The organism is Bradyrhizobium acaciae (genome assembly GCF_020889785.1).
In the GTDB taxonomy this organism is placed as follows: Bacteria; Pseudomonadota; Alphaproteobacteria; order Rhizobiales; family Xanthobacteraceae; genus Bradyrhizobium; species Bradyrhizobium acaciae.
In genome coordinates this window covers 13,622-33,952 of record NZ_JACMYK010000063.1, presented here as the reverse complement: position 1 = coordinate 33,952, position 20,331 = coordinate 13,622, and the positions used below count along the sequence as shown (strand labels likewise).

The 20,331-nt window shown below is 64.6% G+C and carries 21 protein-coding genes and 1 pseudogene; 9 read left to right on the top strand and 13 right to left on the bottom strand.

The genetic code is table 11. From position 1 onward, the window contains the following. Positions 1-111: 111 nt before the first annotated feature. Together H8A92_RS22825 and H8A92_RS22820 are read right to left on the bottom strand one after the other, a co-directional pair. Positions 112-522, bottom strand: a complete 411-nt coding sequence (locus H8A92_RS22825) for a DOPA 4,5-dioxygenase family protein (RefSeq protein ID WP_229197849.1) — start codon at positions 520-522, stop codon at positions 112-114. Between the two features lie 23 nt (positions 523-545). After that, on the bottom strand, positions 546-1,166 hold the full coding sequence (locus tag H8A92_RS22820; RefSeq protein WP_229197848.1) for a class I SAM-dependent methyltransferase: 621 nt from the start codon (positions 1,164-1,166) through the stop codon (positions 546-548). A 185-nt stretch (positions 1,167-1,351) separates the two neighbouring features. On the opposite strand from H8A92_RS22820, the gene H8A92_RS22815 reads away from it, so the two are divergent. The 3 genes from H8A92_RS22815 (at position 1,352) to H8A92_RS22805 (ending at position 3,623) form a co-directional block, all read left to right on the top strand. Further along, complete coding sequence (locus H8A92_RS22815; RefSeq protein ID WP_229197847.1) at positions 1,352-2,056, top strand: hypothetical protein; 705 nt, start codon at positions 1,352-1,354, stop codon at positions 2,054-2,056. A gap of 567 nt (positions 2,057-2,623) precedes the next feature. Continuing rightward, entirely contained in the window at positions 2,624-3,331 is a 708-nt protein-coding gene (locus H8A92_RS22810; RefSeq protein ID WP_229197846.1) for a lipocalin-like domain-containing protein, read from the top strand. Between the two features lie 16 nt (positions 3,332-3,347). Then, on the top strand, positions 3,348-3,623 hold the full coding sequence (locus tag H8A92_RS22805) for a cupin domain-containing protein (RefSeq protein ID WP_229197845.1): 276 nt from the start codon (positions 3,348-3,350) through the stop codon (positions 3,621-3,623). A gap of 124 nt (positions 3,624-3,747) precedes the next feature. Here H8A92_RS22805 and H8A92_RS22800 read toward each other — a convergent pair whose 3' ends face one another. Beyond that, positions 3,748-4,401, bottom strand: coding sequence for a PilZ domain-containing protein (locus tag H8A92_RS22800; RefSeq protein ID WP_229197844.1), 654 nt, complete (start codon positions 4,399-4,401; stop codon positions 3,748-3,750). 380 nt (positions 4,402-4,781) lie between these two features. Between H8A92_RS22800 and H8A92_RS22795 the strand changes: the two genes are divergently transcribed. Next, positions 4,782-5,594 (top strand): enoyl-CoA hydratase, encoded by an 813-nt coding sequence (locus H8A92_RS22795; RefSeq protein WP_229197843.1) that lies wholly within the window; start codon positions 4,782-4,784, stop codon positions 5,592-5,594. Between the two features lie 370 nt (positions 5,595-5,964). On the opposite strand, the gene H8A92_RS22790 is transcribed toward H8A92_RS22795, so the two are convergent. The 8 genes and pseudogenes from H8A92_RS22790 to H8A92_RS22755 form a co-directional block, all read right to left on the bottom strand. Further along, positions 5,965-6,747: an SDR family NAD(P)-dependent oxidoreductase gene (locus H8A92_RS22790; protein WP_229197842.1), complete on the bottom strand. Its 783-nt coding sequence runs from the start codon at positions 6,745-6,747 to the stop codon at positions 5,965-5,967. A gap of 86 nt (positions 6,748-6,833) precedes the next feature. Beyond that, a pseudogene (locus tag H8A92_RS22785) lies at positions 6,834-7,154 on the bottom strand (DUF1932 domain-containing protein); the annotation flags it as partial. 179 nt (positions 7,155-7,333) lie between these two features. Further along, positions 7,334-8,083, bottom strand: a complete 750-nt coding sequence (locus H8A92_RS22780; RefSeq protein ID WP_229197841.1) for a TetR/AcrR family transcriptional regulator — start codon at positions 8,081-8,083, stop codon at positions 7,334-7,336. A 57-nt stretch (positions 8,084-8,140) separates the two neighbouring features. Next, the gene (locus tag H8A92_RS22775; RefSeq protein ID WP_229197856.1) at positions 8,141-9,019 is read right to left on the bottom strand and encodes an SMP-30/gluconolactonase/LRE family protein; all 879 of its coding nucleotides are present in this window, start codon (positions 9,017-9,019) and stop codon (positions 8,141-8,143) included. 35 nt (positions 9,020-9,054) lie between these two features. After that, entirely contained in the window at positions 9,055-10,125 is a 1,071-nt protein-coding gene (locus tag H8A92_RS22770) for an aldose epimerase family protein (RefSeq protein ID WP_229197840.1), read from the bottom strand. A gap of 2 nt (positions 10,126-10,127) precedes the next feature. Then, a complete protein-coding gene (locus H8A92_RS22765; RefSeq protein WP_229197839.1) occupies positions 10,128-11,057 on the bottom strand; it encodes a Gfo/Idh/MocA family protein in 930 nt (309 codons plus the stop codon). 51 nt (positions 11,058-11,108) lie between these two features. Next, positions 11,109-11,276 (bottom strand): hypothetical protein, encoded by a 168-nt coding sequence (locus H8A92_RS22760; RefSeq protein ID WP_229197838.1) that lies wholly within the window; start codon positions 11,274-11,276, stop codon positions 11,109-11,111. Between the two features lie 18 nt (positions 11,277-11,294). Beyond that, positions 11,295-12,320 (bottom strand): histone deacetylase family protein, encoded by a 1,026-nt coding sequence (locus tag H8A92_RS22755; RefSeq protein WP_229197837.1) that lies wholly within the window; start codon positions 12,318-12,320, stop codon positions 11,295-11,297. A gap of 151 nt (positions 12,321-12,471) precedes the next feature. On the opposite strand from H8A92_RS22755, the gene H8A92_RS22750 reads away from it, so the two are divergent. Continuing rightward, positions 12,472-13,083, top strand: coding sequence for a TetR/AcrR family transcriptional regulator (locus H8A92_RS22750; RefSeq protein WP_229197836.1), 612 nt, complete (start codon positions 12,472-12,474; stop codon positions 13,081-13,083). Between the two features lie 4 nt (positions 13,084-13,087). Here the strand turns inward: H8A92_RS22750 and H8A92_RS22745 are convergent, their stop codons facing one another. After that, a complete protein-coding gene (locus tag H8A92_RS22745) occupies positions 13,088-14,035 on the bottom strand; it encodes a fatty acid desaturase (protein ID WP_229197835.1) in 948 nt (315 codons plus the stop codon). 14 nt (positions 14,036-14,049) lie between these two features. Then, the gene (locus H8A92_RS22740; protein ID WP_229197834.1) at positions 14,050-15,081 is read right to left on the bottom strand and encodes an alpha/beta fold hydrolase; all 1,032 of its coding nucleotides are present in this window, start codon (positions 15,079-15,081) and stop codon (positions 14,050-14,052) included. A gap of 213 nt (positions 15,082-15,294) precedes the next feature. Here H8A92_RS22740 and H8A92_RS22735 point away from each other — a divergent pair, with 213 nt between their 5' ends. The 4 genes from H8A92_RS22735 to gudD all read left to right on the top strand — a co-directional run bounded on the left by H8A92_RS22735 (position 15,295) and on the right by gudD (position 20,309). After that, entirely contained in the window at positions 15,295-16,632 is a 1,338-nt protein-coding gene (locus H8A92_RS22735; RefSeq protein ID WP_229197833.1) for an MFS transporter, read from the top strand. A gap of 315 nt (positions 16,633-16,947) precedes the next feature. Beyond that, positions 16,948-17,853, top strand: coding sequence for a LysR family transcriptional regulator (locus tag H8A92_RS22730; RefSeq protein ID WP_229197855.1), 906 nt, complete (start codon positions 16,948-16,950; stop codon positions 17,851-17,853). Positions 17,854-17,980: 127 nt separating this feature from the next. Further along, the gene (gene kdgD / locus H8A92_RS22725; RefSeq protein ID WP_229197832.1) at positions 17,981-18,922 is read left to right on the top strand and encodes a 5-dehydro-4-deoxyglucarate dehydratase; all 942 of its coding nucleotides are present in this window, start codon (positions 17,981-17,983) and stop codon (positions 18,920-18,922) included. A 31-nt stretch (positions 18,923-18,953) separates the two neighbouring features. Continuing rightward, positions 18,954-20,309, top strand: coding sequence for a glucarate dehydratase (gene gudD, locus H8A92_RS22720; RefSeq protein ID WP_229197831.1), 1,356 nt, complete (start codon positions 18,954-18,956; stop codon positions 20,307-20,309). Positions 20,310-20,331 lie beyond the last annotated feature (22 nt).

The following is a 20,331-nucleotide window of genomic DNA, read 5'->3' as shown; positions in this document are numbered from 1 at the left end:
CTAGGAATGGCGACTTAACCTCACGTTGCAAAACGCGATGAGTTTGAAACGACTTGGTTGTAGTACAATTGCGTCAAACTTTACGAACCCCGCCGATCCCTGCGGCGAGGCTCAGGGGCGCAATGTCGGCGACGTGTTCGGCACCGGCGCCTGCTCCATCTCGGCCTCTTCTGGCAGCTTGTCGGCATGGACGGCAAGCGGCGTGCCGATCCAGAGCGGATCGTCGCGATGATCGCGGCGCGGATTGGTCGTGTTGGGATGGACCAGAATGCTCAGGCTGCCGTGGTTCAGCATCAGCCACGGCACCAGGGTCGGAAACAGCTCGGCCGCGAACGCCACCTGGTACATCGCCTGATCGTGCGGGCCGACCTTGACGTCGTGCCAGCGCCCGAGGGTGACCAGGAAGCGCTCACCCATCCAGTTGCGCAGCCGCTCGGCCTCGCCCCGGCTGGTGGCAGGGTCGTAATAGACATGGGCGTGATAGCTCGCGATCTCGCCGATCATCCGTGGCGCGTCCGTCATCTCACCTCTCCTTCGGCGGTCGGTCACTTCCGCCGCAACACACTGAACTGGAACGACTGCGTCGCGCCCCAGGGCGTGACGTGCCGATGCGGCACCTCGGCGATCAGCTCGAACGCCGGACCAATGGTCCGGCTGAGCGTTGCGGGATCATAGCGCTCGACCGGAAGACCGCTGCACTTCTCCGGTCCGTCCAGCGCGAAGGTGCCGATCACGGCGTGGCCGCCCGCCCTGACGCCGCGATGCAGCCGGTCGAGATAGGCCATGCGATCGGTCTCCTCGACGAGAAAATGAAATGCTGCACGATCGTGCCAGATGTCGAAGGCCTGCTGCGGCTGCCACACCGTCGCATCATCGGCGATCCAGCGCACGGCTGCGCCTGCCGCGCCGATCCGCTCCCGCGCGCTCGCCAGCGCCGCCTCGGAGAGGTCGAGCACCGTCAGATCGTGGAAACCACTCGCCAGCAGCGCATCGACGAGGCGCGAGGCCCCGCCCCCGACGTCGATGATCGCCGCGTCGCGGTCCGGCGCGATGGATTCGATCAGGCCGAGCGATGGCTGCGGGTCGGCCTGCGACCAGCTCACCTGCTGCTCGCCCTTGGTCTGGTAGACGGTCTGCCAATGCGATTGGCGATCAGAAGCGGTCATGGCGATCAGTCCCGACGGCGGCAGCAACCTGCGTTGCGCCCGATTAACCATGAGCTAGGCGCGGCGGTTTCCTGCGTCAACCGGCAGCACCAGGCACGCGCTGCGGCGCGACCGCAAATGCCGCATTTGCATCGCCGCATTTTCCCTCTAACCTGACGCACAGGTTGAGATCGGGGCGCCCGGGGATGGCCAACTTCGGCTGGACACGCGTCAACAAGCCTTCACCCGCGGAGGACGCCGCCAGCGACTTGCGCGGCCTCACCGATCCCTGCGCGTTTCTCGCCGCGCTCGACAAGGTGGTGCCGCGCTATCTCGATCTCGCCGACAACGGCGTGTTGGTCTATCCCGCCTGCAAGCGCAAGTCCGGCGACCTGCTCGGCGATAGCAGAGCGATCTGGGAGCACACCCGGCTCGAAGCGATGCGCTATATTCCGATGGTGCCGCGACAAGACACCTCGCTGCTGGCCGATCCATCCCGGCAACCCGAGATGATCGATGCCTTCCTGCGCCAGCGCGCGCACGACAACACCGTGGTGGATTTCACGGGCACCGCGATCGAGGACTACGGAATCGCGATCTATGCGGCGCTGAACTGGCTGAACCATTGCGGCGCCCTCGTGAGCGCCGATCCGCAGAAATTCTCCGGCACATTGCGAAGTTTCCGCAAGGTCATGGTGGTCGCCCGGCAATGGTGGGCACTCGACGGCGCGGCGGAGCGCTGCCGGCAGATGCTGGAGGCGGGCGAACGGCCGCCGCTGGTGTTCTTCCTGCTATGGGCCGAATGCACCAATCTGGCGCGGGAGATCGCGATCGCGGCGGCCGGCACGGCGGCGACCGAGGACAATATCTCGCGCATGCGCGCAGCCGATGATCCGGAACAGCTGGCGTAATGCGCGAATCGGACGAGCGGCCGTAGGCTAGGGTGTGTGCTCCTAAATTCAGGATGCCCGCTTTCGAGAGGCAAGCGGACTCGCGGCCCCGACCACAGGGATGTCGCCACCTGAACCCCGAAGTTGCCATTCGCATCGACAAGGGAACGGACGCCGTGCCGTCCGCTCGACCGGGTTGATGCAGACCTGGATCGTGGCAATAGCAAAGCCCGGCTGTCGTTATATTACGGACCCGTCGGATTAGTAGATTTCTGATTTCAAGCGGGCCGGATACGTCTTATCAAACTCGGCGGGCGTCAAAGCGCCCCTTCGACAGTTTCTCCAAAACCGTGCCCATCGACGGCACTTCAGACTGTGCGAGTGGGAGTATATGCACCCTGTTGGCCCATGGCTGACCTCAGCCCGGAGCCTGGCGATGTCCGCTTCCAAGAGATGACCCGACGAAGGGCGTGCTGCCTGCCCGAGGACAGCGTTTGACCCTGAACGGACATTCCAGCTTCTCAATTTCTGCGCTAATATCAGGCTACTGAGTATCAAGAAGGGCAGAGCATTGGAGGGGGACCTCTTATGTCTAAGTTGAAATGCCTTGTTGCCTTCGCTGGGTGGCTTATTCCAGCGTATCCGAGCTTCGCCGAAGACCGTGAAAAGGTGATCGGCATCTGGAAACTGGTTTCTCAAGAGATTGAAATTCAAGCCACCGGGCAGAAAGAACCCGTCTTCGGACGTTCTCCTACGGGATACGCGATTTTCACGGCCGAGGGGCGGGTAATGTTTGTCCTGACCGGAGAGGGGCGCAAGCCGCCACAAACAGTCGAAGATCGCGCCGATCTGCTAAACAGCATGGCTGCCTACACCGGCATCTACCGTCTCGAAGGCGACAAATGGATTACGAAGGTCGATGTTGCTTGGAACCCTGAATGGGTGGGCACTGAGCAAACACGCTTCTTCAAATTAGACGGTGATCGCCTTCAGGTCACCTCGACGTGGCGAATAATGCCCAATTGGGCAGATAGGGGGATGCAGAGGAGCCTCCTTGTGTTCGAAAAACGAAATAGAAGTTTGAAAGCTGCCTTCGCGGGGCACTGGCCCTCCAGCACTACTTTGCCGATAGGTGTAAATTCCGACAAGCTGGGAAGCGCAGACCCAGACAAGCCGCATTTTTTACAAGAGGATACTTTCCATGAAGATCATAATCGCAGCCGCTTTGGCTTCAATGTTCGTGACTACAGCAAGTGCACAGGACTCCCCATTTCGAAAGGAGTTGAAGCGAGGTGACCTAACGGGCACGAACATGGAAATCGTCACCAGCATCAGCGAGATAAAGCCCGGCGAGACTTCGACGCTGCATATCCATCATGGTGATGAGTCATACTACTTCCTTGAGGGTGGTCATATCGAGTTACCCGATGGGAAGCAGGTGCCGATTCCGACCGGTGCCGTCGGGATGAATGTTCGGGATGTGCCTCATGGGGCTTACAAGGTGGTCGGCGACAAGACGCTGAAAATTCTGACGGTGCATATCGTCGATAAAGGCAAGCCCCTCTACGACAAGCCAGCGCCAAAATAGAAGGCGAAACTGACGTCCGCTTCTGTTGCGGACATTCACTTAAGCGTCCGTCGATGTCTGCTCTGGAGGGCAACTCGGACCTCGCTATTCCCGCCCGCACGCACCAGATTTTTGAGTGCTCGCCCTAGGCAACAGGGTCCGCATCGGCGGACACCACCAACAGTTCCTTGGACTTCCGCGCGATCAAACGGCCCAGCTCGCCCTGCTTGTAGGTCTCGACGAACTTGATGGCGAAGCCGTTCGGCAGATGCCGCACCACGCGCCCGACGCAGGCGCCGATCGCAAGCGGCATGCCGATCGGCGGCTGCACCTCGGAGGACACCGCCGCGCCCGACAGCGACATGTCGATGATGAAGCAGCTCTGCATGGTGCCGTCCGCCAGCGTCAGCATCGCATGCGGCGCGACCGGCACGAACCGCGGATTGTTGCGCGCCTCGCGGACGCTCGGATCCCTTTGCTTCTTCTCGATCCAGGTCAGCTTGTCGGCGAACTTCTCGCGCATCGCATGCGTCATCTCGAGCTCGAGCAGGAAGCTGCGGCTCATCGTGTCGGTGATGCAGCCCTCGAACTTGCCGAATTCCTCGAAATACGAGGTCAGCCGGTCGCCGATCTTGCCGACCACCGGAACGTCAACGATCATGCGGAACGGCGACACGCGCGTGGTGCGGCAGGCGAAGGTGCGCAGTTTGCCTTGCGCATCATACCAGTTCGGCAGCGTGTAGCTGCCGTTGACCGTGATCCTGACTGCGCGTTGCTTGAGGAACTTCTCGACGGACACGACTGGACCTCGCCCGAGGCGATGTGAGTGCACGGAGGTCGGGGGTTGACCGACATCCCGGGTCGGTCTGGTGGTGGGGACATCCGCTACCGACGCGATTGCAGCGGGAAGGCTGCGCGATGCGTCCCAGCGCGCCGCGGGGATCGCCCTGGCGCGCAGGTGCGTACAGTCGTACCGTCGAAAGACTAGGAAAAAGTTAAACCGCGACGGAGCGCGGCGGTGCACTCTATGGCGCAACCCTTTCGCAGCAGTTTATTTTGCGAGCCGTACAACTACCGGGAGAGTTGCCGCACGCCGATGCAATCGCGCCGTGCCCTAAACCGCCTGCCTCGGTTTGCGACCGGGTGCTAGGTTTGGACGAAATCAGACCGGACCCTCAAATGCCAAACATTCCAGATCGATCGCTTGCCGACGGCAAGATCCTGCAAAGCGTGGTCGACGGCGTCGGCGTCATCACCTTCAACAATCCCGACAAGCGCAATGCGATGTCGCTGGAGATGTGGGGCGGGCTCGGCGAGGCGCTGACCGCGCTGCGCGACGATCCTGATGTCCGCGTCGTGGTCCTGGTCGGCGCCGGCGACAAGGCTTTCGTGTCAGGCGCCGATATCAGCCAGTTCGAGAAGACCCGCCATAACGCGGAAGCCTCCGAGGAATATTCACGGCGCAGCGCCGCCCAGCGCGCCCTGCTCGCCGACTACCCGAAGCCGACGATCGCCTGCATCCGCGGCTTCTGTCTCGGCGGCGGCATGCAGGTCGCGATGCTGACCGATATCCGCATCTCCGGCGCAAGCGGCCAGTTCGGCATTCCCGCCGCCAAGCTCGGCATCGCCTATGGCTATGACGGCTTGCGCCATCTGGTGTCGCTGGTCGGCCCGTCCTGGGCGCGGCTGATCATGTATACGGGCATGCGGATCGACTCCGCGGAAGCGCTGCGGATCGGCCTCGTCGATCGCGTGCTGCCGGATGCCGAGCTCTGGGACGCGACCATGGAGATCGCGCGGACCATTTCGGGCAACGCGCCGCTGGCGATCAAGGCCGCCAAGATCACCATCGCGCAGGTGCTGAAGGATCCCGCCGATCGCGACATGGCCGCGATCAGGCAGATCGGCATCGACTGCATGGACAGCGCCGATTTCCGCGAAGGCCGCAACGCCTTCATGGAAAAGCGCAAGCCGCAGTTCAAGGGCCGGTAGCCATCCGGTGCACCCGCGCATGCTTTCGCGGGTAATGACCGCGCCGGATGCGGTGGCGGCGGCGCGTGGCTGCGCACCGGTACCGGATCAGAGCGCACGACGCTGCCGCCACGCAACAAACTGTCATCGCCCGGCTTGACCGGGCGAGCCAGTATTCCAGAGACGATTGTTATTGAACCGAGAAGCCGCGGCGTACTGGATCGCCCGGTTGAACCGGGCGATGACAGGTGAGGATGAGGATCTCGCCTGTACGATTTCGGAATATTGGAAATATATCCCTGAGTTGCCCGACGCGTCAAGTCGCCTGGTCGCCCGGCCAGCCGCCGGCGGCTACTTTGCATGGGGTTGTTTTCGATATTTTGGCCGCGCCCTACTTCTTCTCGTGCACCGGCACCGTGTAATTGAGGATCAACCGCCCGCCGTCCGGATAGATGGTCTGGCCGGTGATGTAGGAGGCATCGTCGCTGGCGAGGAAGGCCACGACGGAGGCGACCTCGCTCGGCTCGCCGCAGCGGCCGGCAGGGGTGCGCGACAGCACGCTGCGCCGCGCGTCCTCCGACGAGAAGATTGCGGTTGCCACCATCTCGGTCAGGATCGTGCCGGGCCCGACCGCCACGACACGAATGCCGTGCGGCGCCAGTGCCACCGCGGCGACCGAGGTGAGCTGCTTCATCGCGCCCTTCGACATCGCGTAGGTCGCAAGCGAGGGGATCGCGAGCAGCGCGTTGACCGAGGACATGTTGACGACGACGCCGCCACCGCCCTGCGCGATCATCTGGCGCGCCGCGGCCTGGACGCCGAAGAACGCGCCCTTGAGGTTGATCCCCATCACGTCGTCGAACTCGGCCTCGCTGATGTCGAGGAAATCGCGGTTGCGTGCGACGCCGGCATTGTTGACCATGACGTCGAGCCGGCCGAACTCCTTCACCGCCGTGGCGACGATGCGATCGACATCGGCGCGCTTGCTGACATCGGCCTCGACCGCCCGCAACCGATCCTCATGTCCGAGTTCGCGGGCGGCGTGGACGAGCCCGGCAGCGTCGACATCCGAGATGACGACCCTGGCGCCATCGGACAGGAAGCGCGCGGCGCAGGCCTTGCCGATGCCGCGCGCCGCGCCGGTGATGGCGACGACCTTGCTCGAATTCTTCATGGGAGTGCCTCCAGAGCAAAACTGTTCACGGAGCAATAGCGCATTGCGCGCCGGCAGGGAACGCGGCGGATTCTCCGCGCGAGATTTCAGGATTTGATGCGCGCAAGGATCCGGTCGGCCTCGGTGCGCCGATCGGCGCTACGGGCGAAGTCCGGCGTGCCCTTGGGCCCGAACACGCCCTCATCGGCAAGATCGGCAATCCAGCCCTGCCGCTCGGCGGTGCCGGGGGCGGACCATGGCGTCAGGTGGGCCTCGCGCACGGTCTCCGCCACCTCGCGCACCTCCTCCGCACGCCGCCGGCCGTGCTCGATCACCCGCTCGAAGAAATAGGCGCCCTGCTTCTCCCAATCGATGCCGGGAAAGGTCCCCTTGAGCGAAGCCAGCACCGCATCCTCGACGCCATAGGCGACGTCGAACGCCTGCTCGCGCACCATCGGCTTGAACGCGGGGTTGGTCGGCGTGAACTCGGTGAAGTCGAGATCGAATAGCTCAGAGCGCAGCTCACCGCCTTCACCGTCTGGATGTGCGGGTGATTGCCAAGCACGTGCACAGCCGAAGTTTCTCCATGGCGACGAACTCCGCGGGTTCAGGTCAGCACTCGCCCTGGACTTGTGCCCGGCGCCTTGCGCGGCGCGAGCGTCCCCTGCTCGAGCGGCGCGGCCTGCAGGGCTGCGACAGTCGCGCGCACCAGTTCCTCGATGGCGTGGCCGGTATCGGTGCCGTCGGCGCCGCCGCGCGACAGGCGCGAGACGCGCTCCGGCATCACCAGCGTGTAGTAGAGCGCGCCGAGCAGGAAGTGACTGCGCCACACCAGATCGGTGCGCGGGATGTGCGGCAGGCTTTCATGGATCGCGTCGATGAAGGCATGGCTGGTGTCGTCGAAGGTCTGCGCGATGATCCTGCGCACCACCTCGTTGCCCTCGGCCGACATGATGGCGCGCAGCCGCGTGAACCGCGTCCCGCCGCCGGCGAGATCGCTGCCCGAGGTGAAGGCCGGCAGCACATAGGCGCGCACGATCGCCTCCAGCCGGTCCTGCAGATCGCGCACCCGCCGTGCCGCTGCCAGGAGTTCGGAGCGCCGCCGGTTCATCGGGCCGCAATGGCGCCGATAGATCTCGAGCAGCAGACCGTCCTTGGTCTTGAAGTGATAGGTCACGCTGCCGGGATTGGCGCCGGCTGCGTGCGCGATGTCGCGCACCGAGACGGCGTTGAAGCCATAGGTCGAGAACAACTCCTCCGCCGCCGCGAGGATCGCCTCGCGCATGTTCGGCTTGCGGGTGCTGGCGGCGGCCTTCGCGTCAGGCTTCACGTCGGACTTGGCGGGTTTGCGGACCATATTTGTACCATCGTCCAAGAATTCAGCTCCCGTCAACAAGGCGGCGACGAGCCCCGGTCAGGACAGTTTGACCTCAGGCTCGGCGCGGCCGTGCGCGGCGGCATCGAGCAGAAAGGTTTGGCCATGCCCGGGATCGGCCGCGCGTTGCGCCTCGTCCATGTCCTGCCAGGCCGAGGTGACCAGCACGTGCGAGAAATCGCGGCCGACAAAGGCCGGGCAGCTCGATTGCTTGGCCGGCACGAGCAGCGAGCGCAGATGCCGGCCGACGGGATCGTAGACATCTACGCAGCCGCCGCCCCAGCGCGCGTTCCAGATCATGCCGTCGGCATCGACGATCGCGCCGTCGAGCCCGCCGGGGCCTCGATGTCTGATCAGGTCGATCGGCTCGCCGGTCGGCAACCCCGTCGATGGATCGAGCGGCACGCGATGCAGCACGTTGGTCGCGGTATCGGCAAAATAGCCGACATCGCCGGCAGGCGAAAAGCAGATCGCATTCGGGATCGTGATCCCGGGATAGAGCCGCGTGATGCGCCCCCGATGCAGCGCGTAGATCGCACCGGCGCCCTGCTCGGCCTGACGCCCCATGGTGCCGAGCCAGAAGGTGCCCGACGGATGCACGCGTGCGTCGTTGGAGCGCGTCACCGGATTGTCGGCCTCGAGCGCAGCGAACAGCTCCAGGCGGCCGCTCGCGACCTGCCGAACATAAAGCCCATCCTCGGTCAGGATCAGCTGCCGCTCGCCATCGATCCGCGCCAACGCGCTCGCCATTTTCGGCAACTCGTGAATGACGGTGCGGCCGCTGGCAAAACGATGCTCGAACAGGCGAGGCTCGCGAATGTCGAACCACCACGCGGTGTCGGTCGCCGCGTCATAGGTCGGGCCCTCACCGAGGTGACAGCGCTCGGCCGACAGCACGGATGTCGGCACCTGTTCGATCGGCGGCTCGGCGGTTCGGTCGGTCATTGCGTCACTCATACGGTTGAAAAGCGGTAGACGATGCTGCGCCGATAGATCTGCCCGGGATCGAGTCGCGCCGACGGAAAGTCAGGCCGGTTCGGCGTATCCGGCCAGGCATGCGGCTCGAGACACAGCGCGTCGGATTGCCGGCACAGCCGATCGCCCTTGCCGGCGGTCGAACCGTCGAGGAAATTGCCGGAATAGAACTGCAATCCCGGCTGATCGGTGAACAGCTCCATCACGCGGCCGCTGTTCGGCGCCTCGAGGCGCGCCGCCAGGCGAACGCTCGTCCCCGAGGCCAGGCAGAAATTGTGGTCATAGCCGCGCCCGAGCCGCAGCTGCTCGTCATCCATCCTGATCCGCGCGCCGATCGCCGTTGGCTTGCGAAAGTCGAACGGCGTGCCGTCGACCGGCCGCGGCGGGCCCGGCAGCGGGATCGCGGTGGCGTCCACCGCGAGGAAGTGGTCGGACGCGATCGTCAATCGATGATCGAGGATCTGCCCGCCCGAACGGGCGCCCTCGAGATTGAAGAAGCTGTGATTGGTGAGATTGAGGCAAGTCGGCCGATCGGTCGTCGCCTCGTAGGCAACCGCGAGTTCCATCGGACCGCGGACGCGATAGGTCACGCGCGTCGTGAGATGGCCCGGATAGCCCTCCTCGCCATGCGGGCTCTCGCGTTCCAGCACCAACGTCGGCGCCGCATCATCTGACAGTTCGACGATCCGCCAGAGCTTGCGATCAAACCCCTGCGGGCCGCCATGCAGTGCGTTGGGACCGTTGTTGGCCTCGAGCTTCACCGTCTCGCCATCGAGCACGAAACGTCCGCCGGCGATTCGGTTGGCATAGCGCCCGATGGTCGCGCCGAAGAATTTGCGCTGCGCGAGATAGCCGTCGAGCTCGTCATGGCCCAGCACGATGTCGTCGCAATGCCCGTCGCGATCGGGCGTGAGCAGCGCCTGCAGCGCGGCGCCGAAGGGAAGGATGGCGGCTTCAAAGCCGTGTTCGCCGCGCAACGTCACGCGCTCGACCACGGTGCCGTCCTGCAATGTGCCGAAGGGCGCGCGCGCAATGCCGGCTGATGTCATGTTCAGTCCTCGAACGCCTCGACGAGGCGCCGTCGCCCCAGCATGAAGCTATCGGCGACCAGCCGCAAGGGCGCGAGGTCGACGTCGGATTTTCCTTCCGACGTCAGCGCGACAAAGCGGCGGTACAGTGCGGGATATTCTTCATCGGTGGCATCGACCACCAACCTGTTGCCATCACGCAGCTGCCTTCCGCCTTTCGACAGCGTCACAGGCCCGGCCTCGGTCTCACACACAATGTCCCAGCTCGGCGGCCCGGTCTGGCGAAAATCGAATTCGGCGCGGATCGGCAAACCGTCCTCATCGGACAGTTCGAGGTCCGCTGCAATCGGCGCCTCGCGATTGGCGGGAAAGTCCAACACCGCGCTCCTGACAAACACCTGTTGCGGCAGGATTTCGGTCAGGATCGAGAGCGCGTTGATGCCGGGATCGAACACGCCGAAACCGCCGGCTTCGAAGATCCAGGCCTGACCGGGATGCCAGACGCGGACGTCTTCCTTCCAGACGATGGTCACCTTGTTGATGGTCCGGCTCGCGAGCAGTTTCCGCGCCGGCCCGATCGCGGGCGCATAGCGCGAGTGCCATGCCGCGAACAATGTCCGCTTCGCCTCTTGCGCGGCAGCGATCAACGGCGCGAGTTCGCTCAACGTGGATCCCGGCGGCTTCTCCAGCAGCACATGCTTGCCTGCGGCGAGCGCGGCAGCGGCCAGCGCATGGCGCAACTGCGGTGGCGTGCACAGCGCGACAGCATCGATCTCCGGTCCGTCACGCAACAACTCCTGCAAATCGCGGAAGTGCGGCAGGCCAGGCGGGGTTTTGGCGGGATCGACCACCGCGACGAGTGCGGCGCCGGATGTCTTCGCGATTGCAGGCACGTGCTGCCGGCACGCGATCTCGCCGAAACCGACGATGGCGATGCGAAGCAGGTCGCTCATGGCCGTCCTCGCGTTGCTGCCCGTCCGGCCGGCCGATGCCGCCAGGCGAGATCATAAGCCGGCGCCGAATACCAACGGCATGATCCGGGTTTGGTTGCAGACACGCAACTCCGCCACGCGTTGTTGTGCGGCGCGCAGCCGGGGCATCGGTTCTGACCCATCGAAATCGATGCTCCAGGCTATTGTTTTGCCGTGATTTCTTCGCTCGAAGCCGGTCACGGCCTCGCTCGAACCGCGCTAGCGCGCGGCTTCGAATCCACCGAGCACCGCCGTCAGATTGACGCCGAGGATGTCGGAAAGATAGCCGCCTTCCTGCACCAGCACCGTCGGCAGTCCGAACCGGGCCAGCCCCTCGCCGATCCGGCGGAAGCCGTCGGTGGTGACGGCGAGACCTGCGAGCGGGTCCTTCTCGGAGGCGTCGAGACCGAGCGCGACCACGAGCGCGGTCGGCGCGAACGAACGAATCGCCCGCTCCGCTGCCGTGAGCGCCGTCATGTACTCGTCGTCACCGGTGCCCTTGGCCAGGGGAATGTTGAGATTGGTGCCGAGGCCGGACCCGGCGCCCCGCTCATGCGCATAGCCCCAGACGAACGGGTAGAAGAACGACGGATCGGCGTGGATCGAGACGGTGAAGACGTCTGGCCGCTCATAGAAGATGCCCTGCGTGCCGTTGCCGTGGTGCACGTCGACGTCGAGGATCGCGACGCGCTCGTGCTTCTGGCGCAGATGTTCGGCCGCGATCGCGCTGTTGTTGAGGAAGCAGAAGCCGCCGGCGAGATCGCGATAGGCGTGGTGACCGGGCGGACGGCACAGCGCGTAGACGGCGTCCTCGCCGTCGAGCACCATCTGCGCCGCGGTGACCGCGACATCGCTCGAGGCACAGGCGCCTGCCCAGGTGCCGGGACCGATCGGGGCGGCGGTGTCGACCGTGTGCCAGCCGAGCTTGCCGACGATATGGGTGGGGTATGTCCCGGCGTTGCGCACCGGATGCATGTTCGCGATCATCTCCGGTCCGGCATTGCCGAGCGCCGACCATTCGTCCCAGGCTCCCGCGAGGAAGCTCAGATATTCCGGACTGTGGACGCGCGCCCGTGGACCCTGCCCGAACCTGGTCGGCTCGATCAGCGTATGCTTGCCGGCCTTCAGGCCCGCCAGCAGGCGGTCGGCGCGCTCGGGCTGCTCGGTGGTGCGCTGGATCACACCGCGGACCAGGAAGAATTGCGGATCATGGCTGCGGTGCAGATCACTGTAGACGGCCTTCACGGGACACTCCTGATCGATGAGCAGTTGAGCTGAGACTTCGCTGGCGAATTGCACAGTATCAGCGGCAGCGACGATCTGAAACCAAGCGCGATTTCATGCTATGTCCGCATGCAACGCAATGATTCAAAGACGCAGGACAAAAATTCCGGCCATGGCGGGCAGCAAGGCGGAGACCGAGGATGCGACGACGGGACGGCGGGGCCGGCCGCGCTCCGCCGCGACCACGGCCGCGATCCTGCAAAGCGCCTATACGCTGATGGCGACTACCGGCCTCGCCGCCACCACCATCGACGCGATCGCCAAACATTCCAACGTCTCGAAGATGACGATCTACAAATGGTGGCCGTCGCGCGAAGCCTTGCTGATCGATGCTTTCCTCGACCAGGCCTCGCGCGCGGTGCCGCTGCCCGAGGCGGGCAATCCGGTGGCCCGCATCCGCCGCCATGTCACGACCTATGTCGAAGCGTTGCAGGGTGAATTCGGGCGGGTACAACTCGCGGTGATCTCGGAGTGCATCTCGCAGACCGGCACGGCGGAATTGTTCTACGAGCGTTACCTCGGCCTGCGCCGCAGCAGGATGCTGGAGATCATCGCCGCCGGCCAGAAGGACGGCAGCATCGGCGCGCCGGGCGTGCCCGGCGACATCTATGACGCGATCTATGGCAGCCTGTTCTATCGCTATGTCTTCGGCATCAAGCCGCTGACGCCGGCCTATGCCCGCAATCTCGTCAATCTGGTGCTGCGGCCGCGCGCCGACGCCTGAACCATCACGCGCGCTGCCGCTGTCGGCGAAACCAGGCCCAGGTCTCGCGCGTCACGGCGCGGTAGTTACTGCCGCGATACACGATGTGGCCATCGACGATGGCATTCAGCCTCGGAAGCGCATGGAACGGCACCGTGGGATAGGCATGGTGCTCGACATGGTAAGGCATGTTCCAGGCGAACCATTTCATGATCCGGCCGGTCATCGTGGTACGCGTATTCTCGAACGCGCTCCGCGTCCGCTCGCAACCGGTATGCTCGGCATAGAGATACGGACGCAGGATGAGCTGACCGGCCAGCAGCGGCACGATCCACACCCACAGCAATATCGCACTGTGCAGCGCGAGCGATGCCGCCAGCAGCAGCAGGTAGCCTGTGAGATAGAGTCTCGCTTCCCGCACGATCGCCGCGCGCTTGTGTTCCGGAATCCACGGCACGGCCACCTTCCCGGTGAGTGCATGCCGCATCATCAGCCGGATACGGACCAAGACCTGCAACAGCCCCGAATAGGCGATCGCCAACTGCGTGTCCGACGCGGGCTTCGGACCGACGATCAGTTCCGGGTCCTTCTCCGGATCCTGGGTGTAGCGATGATGGTCCCAGTGAAACAGGCAGTAGTACTGATAGGGCAACCCGATCATGAAGGCTGAGAGATTGCCGACCACAAGGTTGAGCGCAGGACTGCGGAACGCGGTCTTGTGTGCGGTCTCATGCACCACCATGAACAAGAACGCGACGAAGTAGCCCTGCACCGCGATCAGGGGCAGTGCCCATGGCAGGCCATAGCGCGACGACACCAGCCAGATCAGCGCGCCGCCGATCAGGATCATCCCGTAATGGCTTGCCGCGCGCACCGCGCCGGCTAGGTTCGACTTGGTCGACAGATCGCGGAGGATCAGCGGGCTGAGCGGCTTCAGGCGGGGTCCGGCATCACTGGTCTCTGCGGTGCTCATGGCGGTCTCATTTGTCAGCGTTGCAGCAGCGCCGAGATTTCGGCGTTGATGAAGGCGCGGTCTTCGGCATTGTTGATCGGATTGCCGGCGCGGTGGCCGTGGATCGAGGGGATCGCGTGCAGCGCGGCGGATCGCGCGTTGACCAGGCGGCCGAGCTCGTCCTCATTGTCGCGTGGATCGAAATAGCGATCGGTACGACCGGGCATCAGCAGCATGTGTGCCTTGATCGCCGCCAGCGCGCGGTCGAAGTCGTCACCGAATTCATCGCAGCGGCTGACGTCGCCGGCCTGCCAGATTGCAACCTGCGCCAGCAGGTCATTCGCATCACGCCGCGCGAAGGCGCCGTCCCATGATCCCGCGAGATAGTCTTCCAGCGAGTTGAAGCCGGCCTTGTGCCAGACTTCCTCGCGATAGAATTCATGCGACATCGCCCAGCCGGCATAGACGCGTCCCATCGCGCGCAGGCCCGCCGCAGGCTTGCTGACGAAGCGGCCATCCCGGTAGGCCGGATCGGCGGTCAGTGCAGCCTTCACAGCTTCCAGAAACACATGGTTGTAAGGCGAGCACCTTGCGCTGCCGCAAACCACCGCCGCGCGCTCCACCATGTCAGGATAGCGCGCGGCCCAGTGATAGGCCTGCATGCCGCCCATCGACCAGCCGTAGACCAGCGCGAGCCTGGTCACGCCGAACCGCTCGACCAGCAGCCGACGCTGGATGGCGACCGCATCGTGATACGTAAAGGCCGGAAACGGCGCACCGCCGAGCACCTCGGCCGAATTCGAGGGCGATGACGACAGCCCGTTGCCGAACAGGTTCGCGATAACGATGAAGTAACGCGCGGGATCGAGCGCCCCGCCCGGCTGTACCAGCCATTCGATGTCATAGTGCTGCGCGGCGAACGACGTCGGATAGAGGATGACGTTGTCCCTGGCCGCGTTCAGCGTGCCGTAGGTCTGATAGGCAAGCCTGAGCTGCGGAAACACGGCGCCGCCCTGCAAGGTCACTGGACCTGCCTCGAACACCTCATAATCGCGTGACGGGGTCATGCGCTTTCGACCTCGAGCAGCCAGGCACGACGCTGCACCCTCATTAACTGTACGAATAGTACACTAATTAGCAGACGACGCAAGAGCGGCAAAGGTGGAATGACACCGGGCCGATCCATTCAAAATCGGTATGGATCAATACCCGTTTCGGCTTGGACCCATTGTCGTCATCTCTCTAGGACAGACCCCGAGGAAATTTCCAAGGAGGCGCGAATGAGCGCAATTGTGTCCGCCACGGATGCGCGGCGATCCCGCGTCCGGCTGTTGATCGTGACGATGCTGTTTCTCGTCACCACCGTGAACTATGCCGATCGCGCCACGCTCTCGATCGCCGGCGCGTCCCTTTCCAGGGAACTGCATCTCGACCCGATCGCGATGGGTTACGTATTCTCGGCCTTCGGCTGGTCCTATGTGATCGCCCAGGTGCCGTGCGGCTGGCTGCTCGACCGTTACGGCTCCAAATGGGTCTACGCGATCAGCATCATCGTCTGGTCAATCTTCACCGCGATGCAGGGCCTGGTCGGGTTCCTCTCCGCGGGCACGGCCGTGATCCTACTGTTCGGACTGCGCTTCCTGGTCGGCATCGCCGAGGCGCCGTCATTCCCGGCCAACGCCCGCATCGTCGCCTCCTGGTTCCCCGGCAATGAGCGCGGCACCGCATCGGCCTTCTTCAATTCCGGGCAGTATTTCGCAACCGTAATCTTCGCGCCGCTGATGGGCTGGATCGCTCATGAGTATGGCTGGCGCCACGTGTTCTACGTGATGGGCGGGCTCGGCATCATCATGGGCATCGCCTGGATCAAGACGATCTACGAGCCGAAGGACCATCCTGGGATCAACGAGGCCGAGTTCGACTACATCAAAGAGGGCGGCGCGCTGGTCGACATGGACGCGGCGAAGGATGGCAAGGCGCAGGACAGCGGCCCGCGCTGGGAGCACATCCGCCAGTTGCTCGCCAACCGCATGATGTTCGGCATCTATGTCGGTCAGTACTGCATCAACACCCTGACCTACTTCTTCCTGACCTGGTTCCCGGTCTATCTGGTGAAGGAGCGCGGACTCTCGATCCTGCAGGCCGGCTTCGTCGCGACCTTGCCGGCGCTGTGCGGCTTCATCGGCGGCGTGCTCGGCGGCGTGATTTCGGACTATCTGCTGCGCCGCACCGGCTCGCTGACCATGGCGCGCAAGATCCCGATCGTCGGCGGCATGCTGCTATCGATGTCGATCATCGCCTGCAACTACGTCGACGGCCAGGCACTGGTGGTCGGCTTCATGGCGCTGGCCTTCTTCGGCAAGGGCATCGGCGCGCTCGGCTGGGCCGTGGTCTCGGACACCTCGCCGAAGGAAGCCGGCGGCGTCTCCGGCGGCTTGTTCAACACCTTCGGCAATCTGTCCTCGATCACGACGCCGATCATCATCGGCTACATCCTCGCCGCCACCGGCTCGTTCAACGGCGCGCTGGTGTTCGTCGGCGCCAACGCGCTGGTCGCGGCGATCGCCTACCTCTTCATCGTCGGCGAGATCAAGCGGGTGCAGCTGAAGGCGGCCTGAACGCGCTTCACCTCTCCCCGCCCTTCCGCGGGGAGAGGTCGAAATTCGCGCAGCGAATTTCGGGTGAGGGGCGAAGCAACACGTCTCCGCAGAGACAGTCCTTCCGACTCGTTCGGATCGCGCGTGCACATCGAGGCGGCCGTTGCGCAGAGAGAGCCCCTCACCCCAACCCTTCCCGTAAGAACGGGGAGAGGGAGCAGAAAACCAAACGGCGGCTGCGGCCGCCGTCTTCGTCTTGTTTGTCTTCTTGGCCAGTGGGAGGCATCGATGCTAGAACGGACAAATCCTAAAGCGATCCATTCCAGGCTGGCATCGATGTTCGACCTGAACCAGCTCCGCTGTTTCGTCACGGTGGCCGAGGAATTGCACTTCGGCCGCGCCGCGGCGCGGCTCAACATGACGCAGCCGCCGCTGAGCCGGCAGATCCAGGTGCTCGAGCACATCATCGATGCACCGCTGCTCGAACGCACCAGCCGTTCGGTGCGGCTGACGCCGGCAGGACGCAGCTTCTTGCCCGAAGCTCGACGCATCCTCAAGCTCGCGGAATCCGCGTCTCAAGTCGCCCGCCGCATCGCGCTCGGCAAGACCGGCTCGCTCAAGATCGGCTTCACGGCGGCGGCGGCCTACGGCTTCCTGCCCGACCTGATCGCAGCCGCTCGCTCCCGCCTGCCCGAAGTGGATTTCTCGCTGAAGGAGATGGTCTCCGGCGAACAGTTCGAGGCGCTCACGACAGGCCAGATCGATGTCGGCCTGCTGCGCCCGCCGATCGCGCGGCCGGAATTCGCCAGCCGGCGCGTCGTGGCCGAGCCGCTGCTCGCCGCGGTCCCGAAGAAGCATCCGCTGGCAACAGTCGAGACCGTCAGCATCAAGGATTTCGACGACCAGCCCTTCGTGATGTACTCGCCCTATGAGGCACGCTACTTCCACGATCTCTTGGTGTCGCTGTTCACCCGCGCCGACGTGCTGCCGCGCTATGTGCAGCATCTCAGCCAGATCCACTCAATCCTCGCGATGGTGCGCGCCGGGCTCGGCGTCGCCATCGTGCCGGAGGCCGCTGCCAGCCTGAAGATCGCGGACGTCCGGCTGAAGCCGCTGAAGCTGCGCACGCCGGTGCCGGTCGAGCTGTTCATGGTGTGGCGACGCGATCACGAGAACCAGTTGCTGCCGTCACTGATCGAGATCGCAACCGAAATCGCCGCCCCGCATCTGCGCGGCGATTGATGCAGATTGCGCATCGCTCGATACCGCGTTTGGCTTGGACGCGCATCGAAGCATTTCCTAGAAACTCCGCCATGGACGCGCGCTGCTCGCGCATCCCTTATCCCAGAAACATTCAAGGAGTGGCGCCATGAGCAAGATGACCCCTCAGGAGATGGCCGCGAGAATCGGTGGCGGCCTCCTGTCCTTCCCCGTGACCCCGTTCAACGCGGATTACTCGTTCGACGAGGCGACCTATCGCGCCAACATGGACTGGCTGTGTGGCTACGAGGTCGCCGGCCTGTTCGCCGCCGGCGGCACCGGCGAGTTCTTCTCGCTGACGCCGGCTGAAGTTCCCCACGTCGTGAAGATCGCGGTCGACGAGACCAAGGGCCGCGTTCCGGTGCTGGCCGGCACCGGCTACGGCACCGCGATTGCGCGCGAGATCGCGATCGGCGCCGAAAAGGCCGGCGCCGACGGCCTGCTGCTGCTGCCGCCCTATCTGACGCATGCCGAACAGGACGGCCTCGCCGCCCATGTCGAGGCTATCTGTGCGTCGGTCAAGATCGGCGTCATCGTCTACAACCGCGACAATGCGATCCTGCAGCCCGACACGCTGGCGCGGCTCTGCGAGCGCTGCCCGAACCTCGTCGGCTACAAGGACGGCATCGGCGACATCGAGCTCATGACCCGGGTTTACACCAGGCTCGGCGACCGCCTGACCTATATCGGCGGCCTGCCGACCGCGGAAACCTTCGCCCTGCCCTATCTCGACATGGGCGTGACGACGTACTCGTCGGCGGTGTTCAATTTCGTGCCGGAATTCGCCACCAGGTTCTATGCCGCGGTGCGCCGGCGCGACCATCAGACGATCCAAGCAGGACTGAAGGATTTCATCCTGCCGCTGATCGCGATACGCAACCGCAAGAAGGGCTACGCGGTGTCGATCATCAAGGCCGGCATGAAGGTGATCGGCCGCGATTCCGGCCCGGTGCGCCCGCCGCTGACCGATCTCACCGAGCCGGAGATCGCCGAGCTCGCGGCGCTGGTGGCGAAGCTGCCGCAGGCCGCGACCCGGCAGGCGGCAGAATAGACCGGATGGAAAAGCACCAACGGAGGAGCAGATGATTCAAGACACGATCCGCACCGGCTTTGCCGGCGCCCCCGTCGTCACGGCGATGGAGGTGATCCCGGTCGCCGGCCGCGACGGCATGCTCCTCAATCTGAGCGGCGCACACGCGCCGTTCTTCACCCGCAACCTCGTCATCCTCACAGACAACTCCGGCCATACCGGCGTCGGCGAGGTGCCGGGCGGCGAGAAGATCAGGAAGACGCTGGAGGACGCCCGCGACCTCGTCGTCGGCCAGACCATCGGCGCCTGCAACAACATCCTGGCGTCGATGCGCCAGACTTTCGCCGACCGCGACGCCGGCGGCCGCGGCAAGCAGACCTTTGACCTCCGCGTCACCATCCACGCGGTGACCGCGGTGGAATCTGCGCTGCTCGATCTGCTCGGCCAGCATCTCGATCTGCCGGTCGCAGCGCTGCTCGGCGAAGGCCAGCAGCGCGCCAGCGTCGAGACGCTCGGCTATCTCTTCTTCGTCGGCGACCGCAGCAAGACCAGCCTGCCTTACGTCGAGGGCGAGACCGGCAAGCCCGACTGGTTCAACCTGCGCCATCAGGTGGCGATGACGCCGGAGGCGATCGTGCGCCTCGCCGAAGCGACACAGGCGCATTACGGCTTCGCCGATTTCAAGCTCAAGGGTGGCGTGCTCGCGGGCGAACAGGAGATCGAGGCCGTCACCGCCATTGCAAAGCGCTTTCCGAAAGCGCGCGTCACGCTCGACCCGAACGGCGCCTGGTCGCTCGACGAGGCGATCCGGCTGTGCAGCAACATGCACGGCGTGCTCGCTTACGCCGAGGATCCCTGCGGCGCCGAGGCGGGCTTCTCCGGCCGCGAGATCATGGCCGAGTTCCGCCGCGCCACGGGCTTACCGACCGCCACCAACATGATCGCGACCGACTGGCGCCAGCTCAGCCACGCGCTGCGCTTAGGGGCGGTCGACATTCCGCTCGCCGATCCGCATTTCTGGACCATGCAGGGCTCGGTGCGGGTGGCGCAGACCTGCCGCGACAACGGGCTGACCTGGGGTTCGCACTCCAACAACCATTTCGACATTTCGCTGGCGATGTTCACCCATGTCGGCGCCGCCGCGCCCGGCAAGGTGACCGCGATCGATACCCACTGGATCTGGCAGGACGGCCAGGCGTTGACCAGGGAGCCTCTGCAGATCAAGGGCGGCAAGATCGCGATCCCGGACCGTCCCGGCCTCGGCATCGAGCTCGATCGCGGTGCCATCGAGGCGGCGAACGCGCTATACAAGCAGCATGGTCTCGGCGCCCGCGACGACGCGCTGGCCATGCAGTTCCTGATTCCCGGCTGGACCTTCGACGACAAGCGTCCCTGCCTCGTGCGCTAACAAGCAAGAAAGGTTGGAGAGA

Excerpts from the sequence above, each read along its gene's own strand:
- H8A92_RS22805 (WP_229197845.1), top strand. The coding sequence starts at position 3,348 with ATGGAAATCGTCACCAGCATCAGCGAGATAAAGCCCGGCGAGACTTCG.
- H8A92_RS22810 (WP_229197846.1), top strand. The coding sequence starts at position 2,624 with ATGTCTAAGTTGAAATGCCTTGTTGCCTTCGCTGGGTGGCTTATTCCA.
- H8A92_RS22770 (WP_229197840.1), bottom strand. The coding sequence starts at position 10,125 with ATGACATCAGCCGGCATTGCGCGCGCGCCCTTCGGCACATTGCAGGAC.
- H8A92_RS22820 (WP_229197848.1), bottom strand. The coding sequence starts at position 1,166 with ATGACCGCTTCTGATCGCCAATCGCATTGGCAGACCGTCTACCAGACC.
- H8A92_RS22825 (WP_229197849.1), bottom strand. The coding sequence starts at position 522 with ATGACGGACGCGCCACGGATGATCGGCGAGATCGCGAGCTATCACGCC.
- gudD (WP_229197831.1), top strand. The coding sequence starts at position 18,954 with ATGATTCAAGACACGATCCGCACCGGCTTTGCCGGCGCCCCCGTCGTC.
- kdgD (WP_229197832.1), top strand. The coding sequence starts at position 17,981 with ATGAGCAAGATGACCCCTCAGGAGATGGCCGCGAGAATCGGTGGCGGC.
- H8A92_RS22780 (WP_229197841.1), bottom strand. The coding sequence starts at position 8,083 with ATGGTCCGCAAACCCGCCAAGTCCGACGTGAAGCCTGACGCGAAGGCC.
- H8A92_RS22750 (WP_229197836.1), top strand. The coding sequence starts at position 12,472 with ATGGCGGGCAGCAAGGCGGAGACCGAGGATGCGACGACGGGACGGCGG.
- H8A92_RS22740 (WP_229197834.1), bottom strand. The coding sequence starts at position 15,081 with ATGACCCCGTCACGCGATTATGAGGTGTTCGAGGCAGGTCCAGTGACC.
- H8A92_RS22765 (WP_229197839.1), bottom strand. The coding sequence starts at position 11,057 with ATGAGCGACCTGCTTCGCATCGCCATCGTCGGTTTCGGCGAGATCGCG.
- H8A92_RS22815 (WP_229197847.1), top strand. The coding sequence starts at position 1,352 with ATGGCCAACTTCGGCTGGACACGCGTCAACAAGCCTTCACCCGCGGAG.
- H8A92_RS22790 (WP_229197842.1), bottom strand. The coding sequence starts at position 6,747 with ATGAAGAATTCGAGCAAGGTCGTCGCCATCACCGGCGCGGCGCGCGGC.
- H8A92_RS22730 (WP_229197855.1), top strand. The coding sequence starts at position 16,948 with ATGTTCGACCTGAACCAGCTCCGCTGTTTCGTCACGGTGGCCGAGGAA.
- H8A92_RS22795 (WP_229197843.1), top strand. The coding sequence starts at position 4,782 with ATGCCAAACATTCCAGATCGATCGCTTGCCGACGGCAAGATCCTGCAA.
- H8A92_RS22745 (WP_229197835.1), bottom strand. The coding sequence starts at position 14,035 with ATGAGCACCGCAGAGACCAGTGATGCCGGACCCCGCCTGAAGCCGCTC.
- H8A92_RS22735 (WP_229197833.1), top strand. The coding sequence starts at position 15,295 with ATGAGCGCAATTGTGTCCGCCACGGATGCGCGGCGATCCCGCGTCCGG.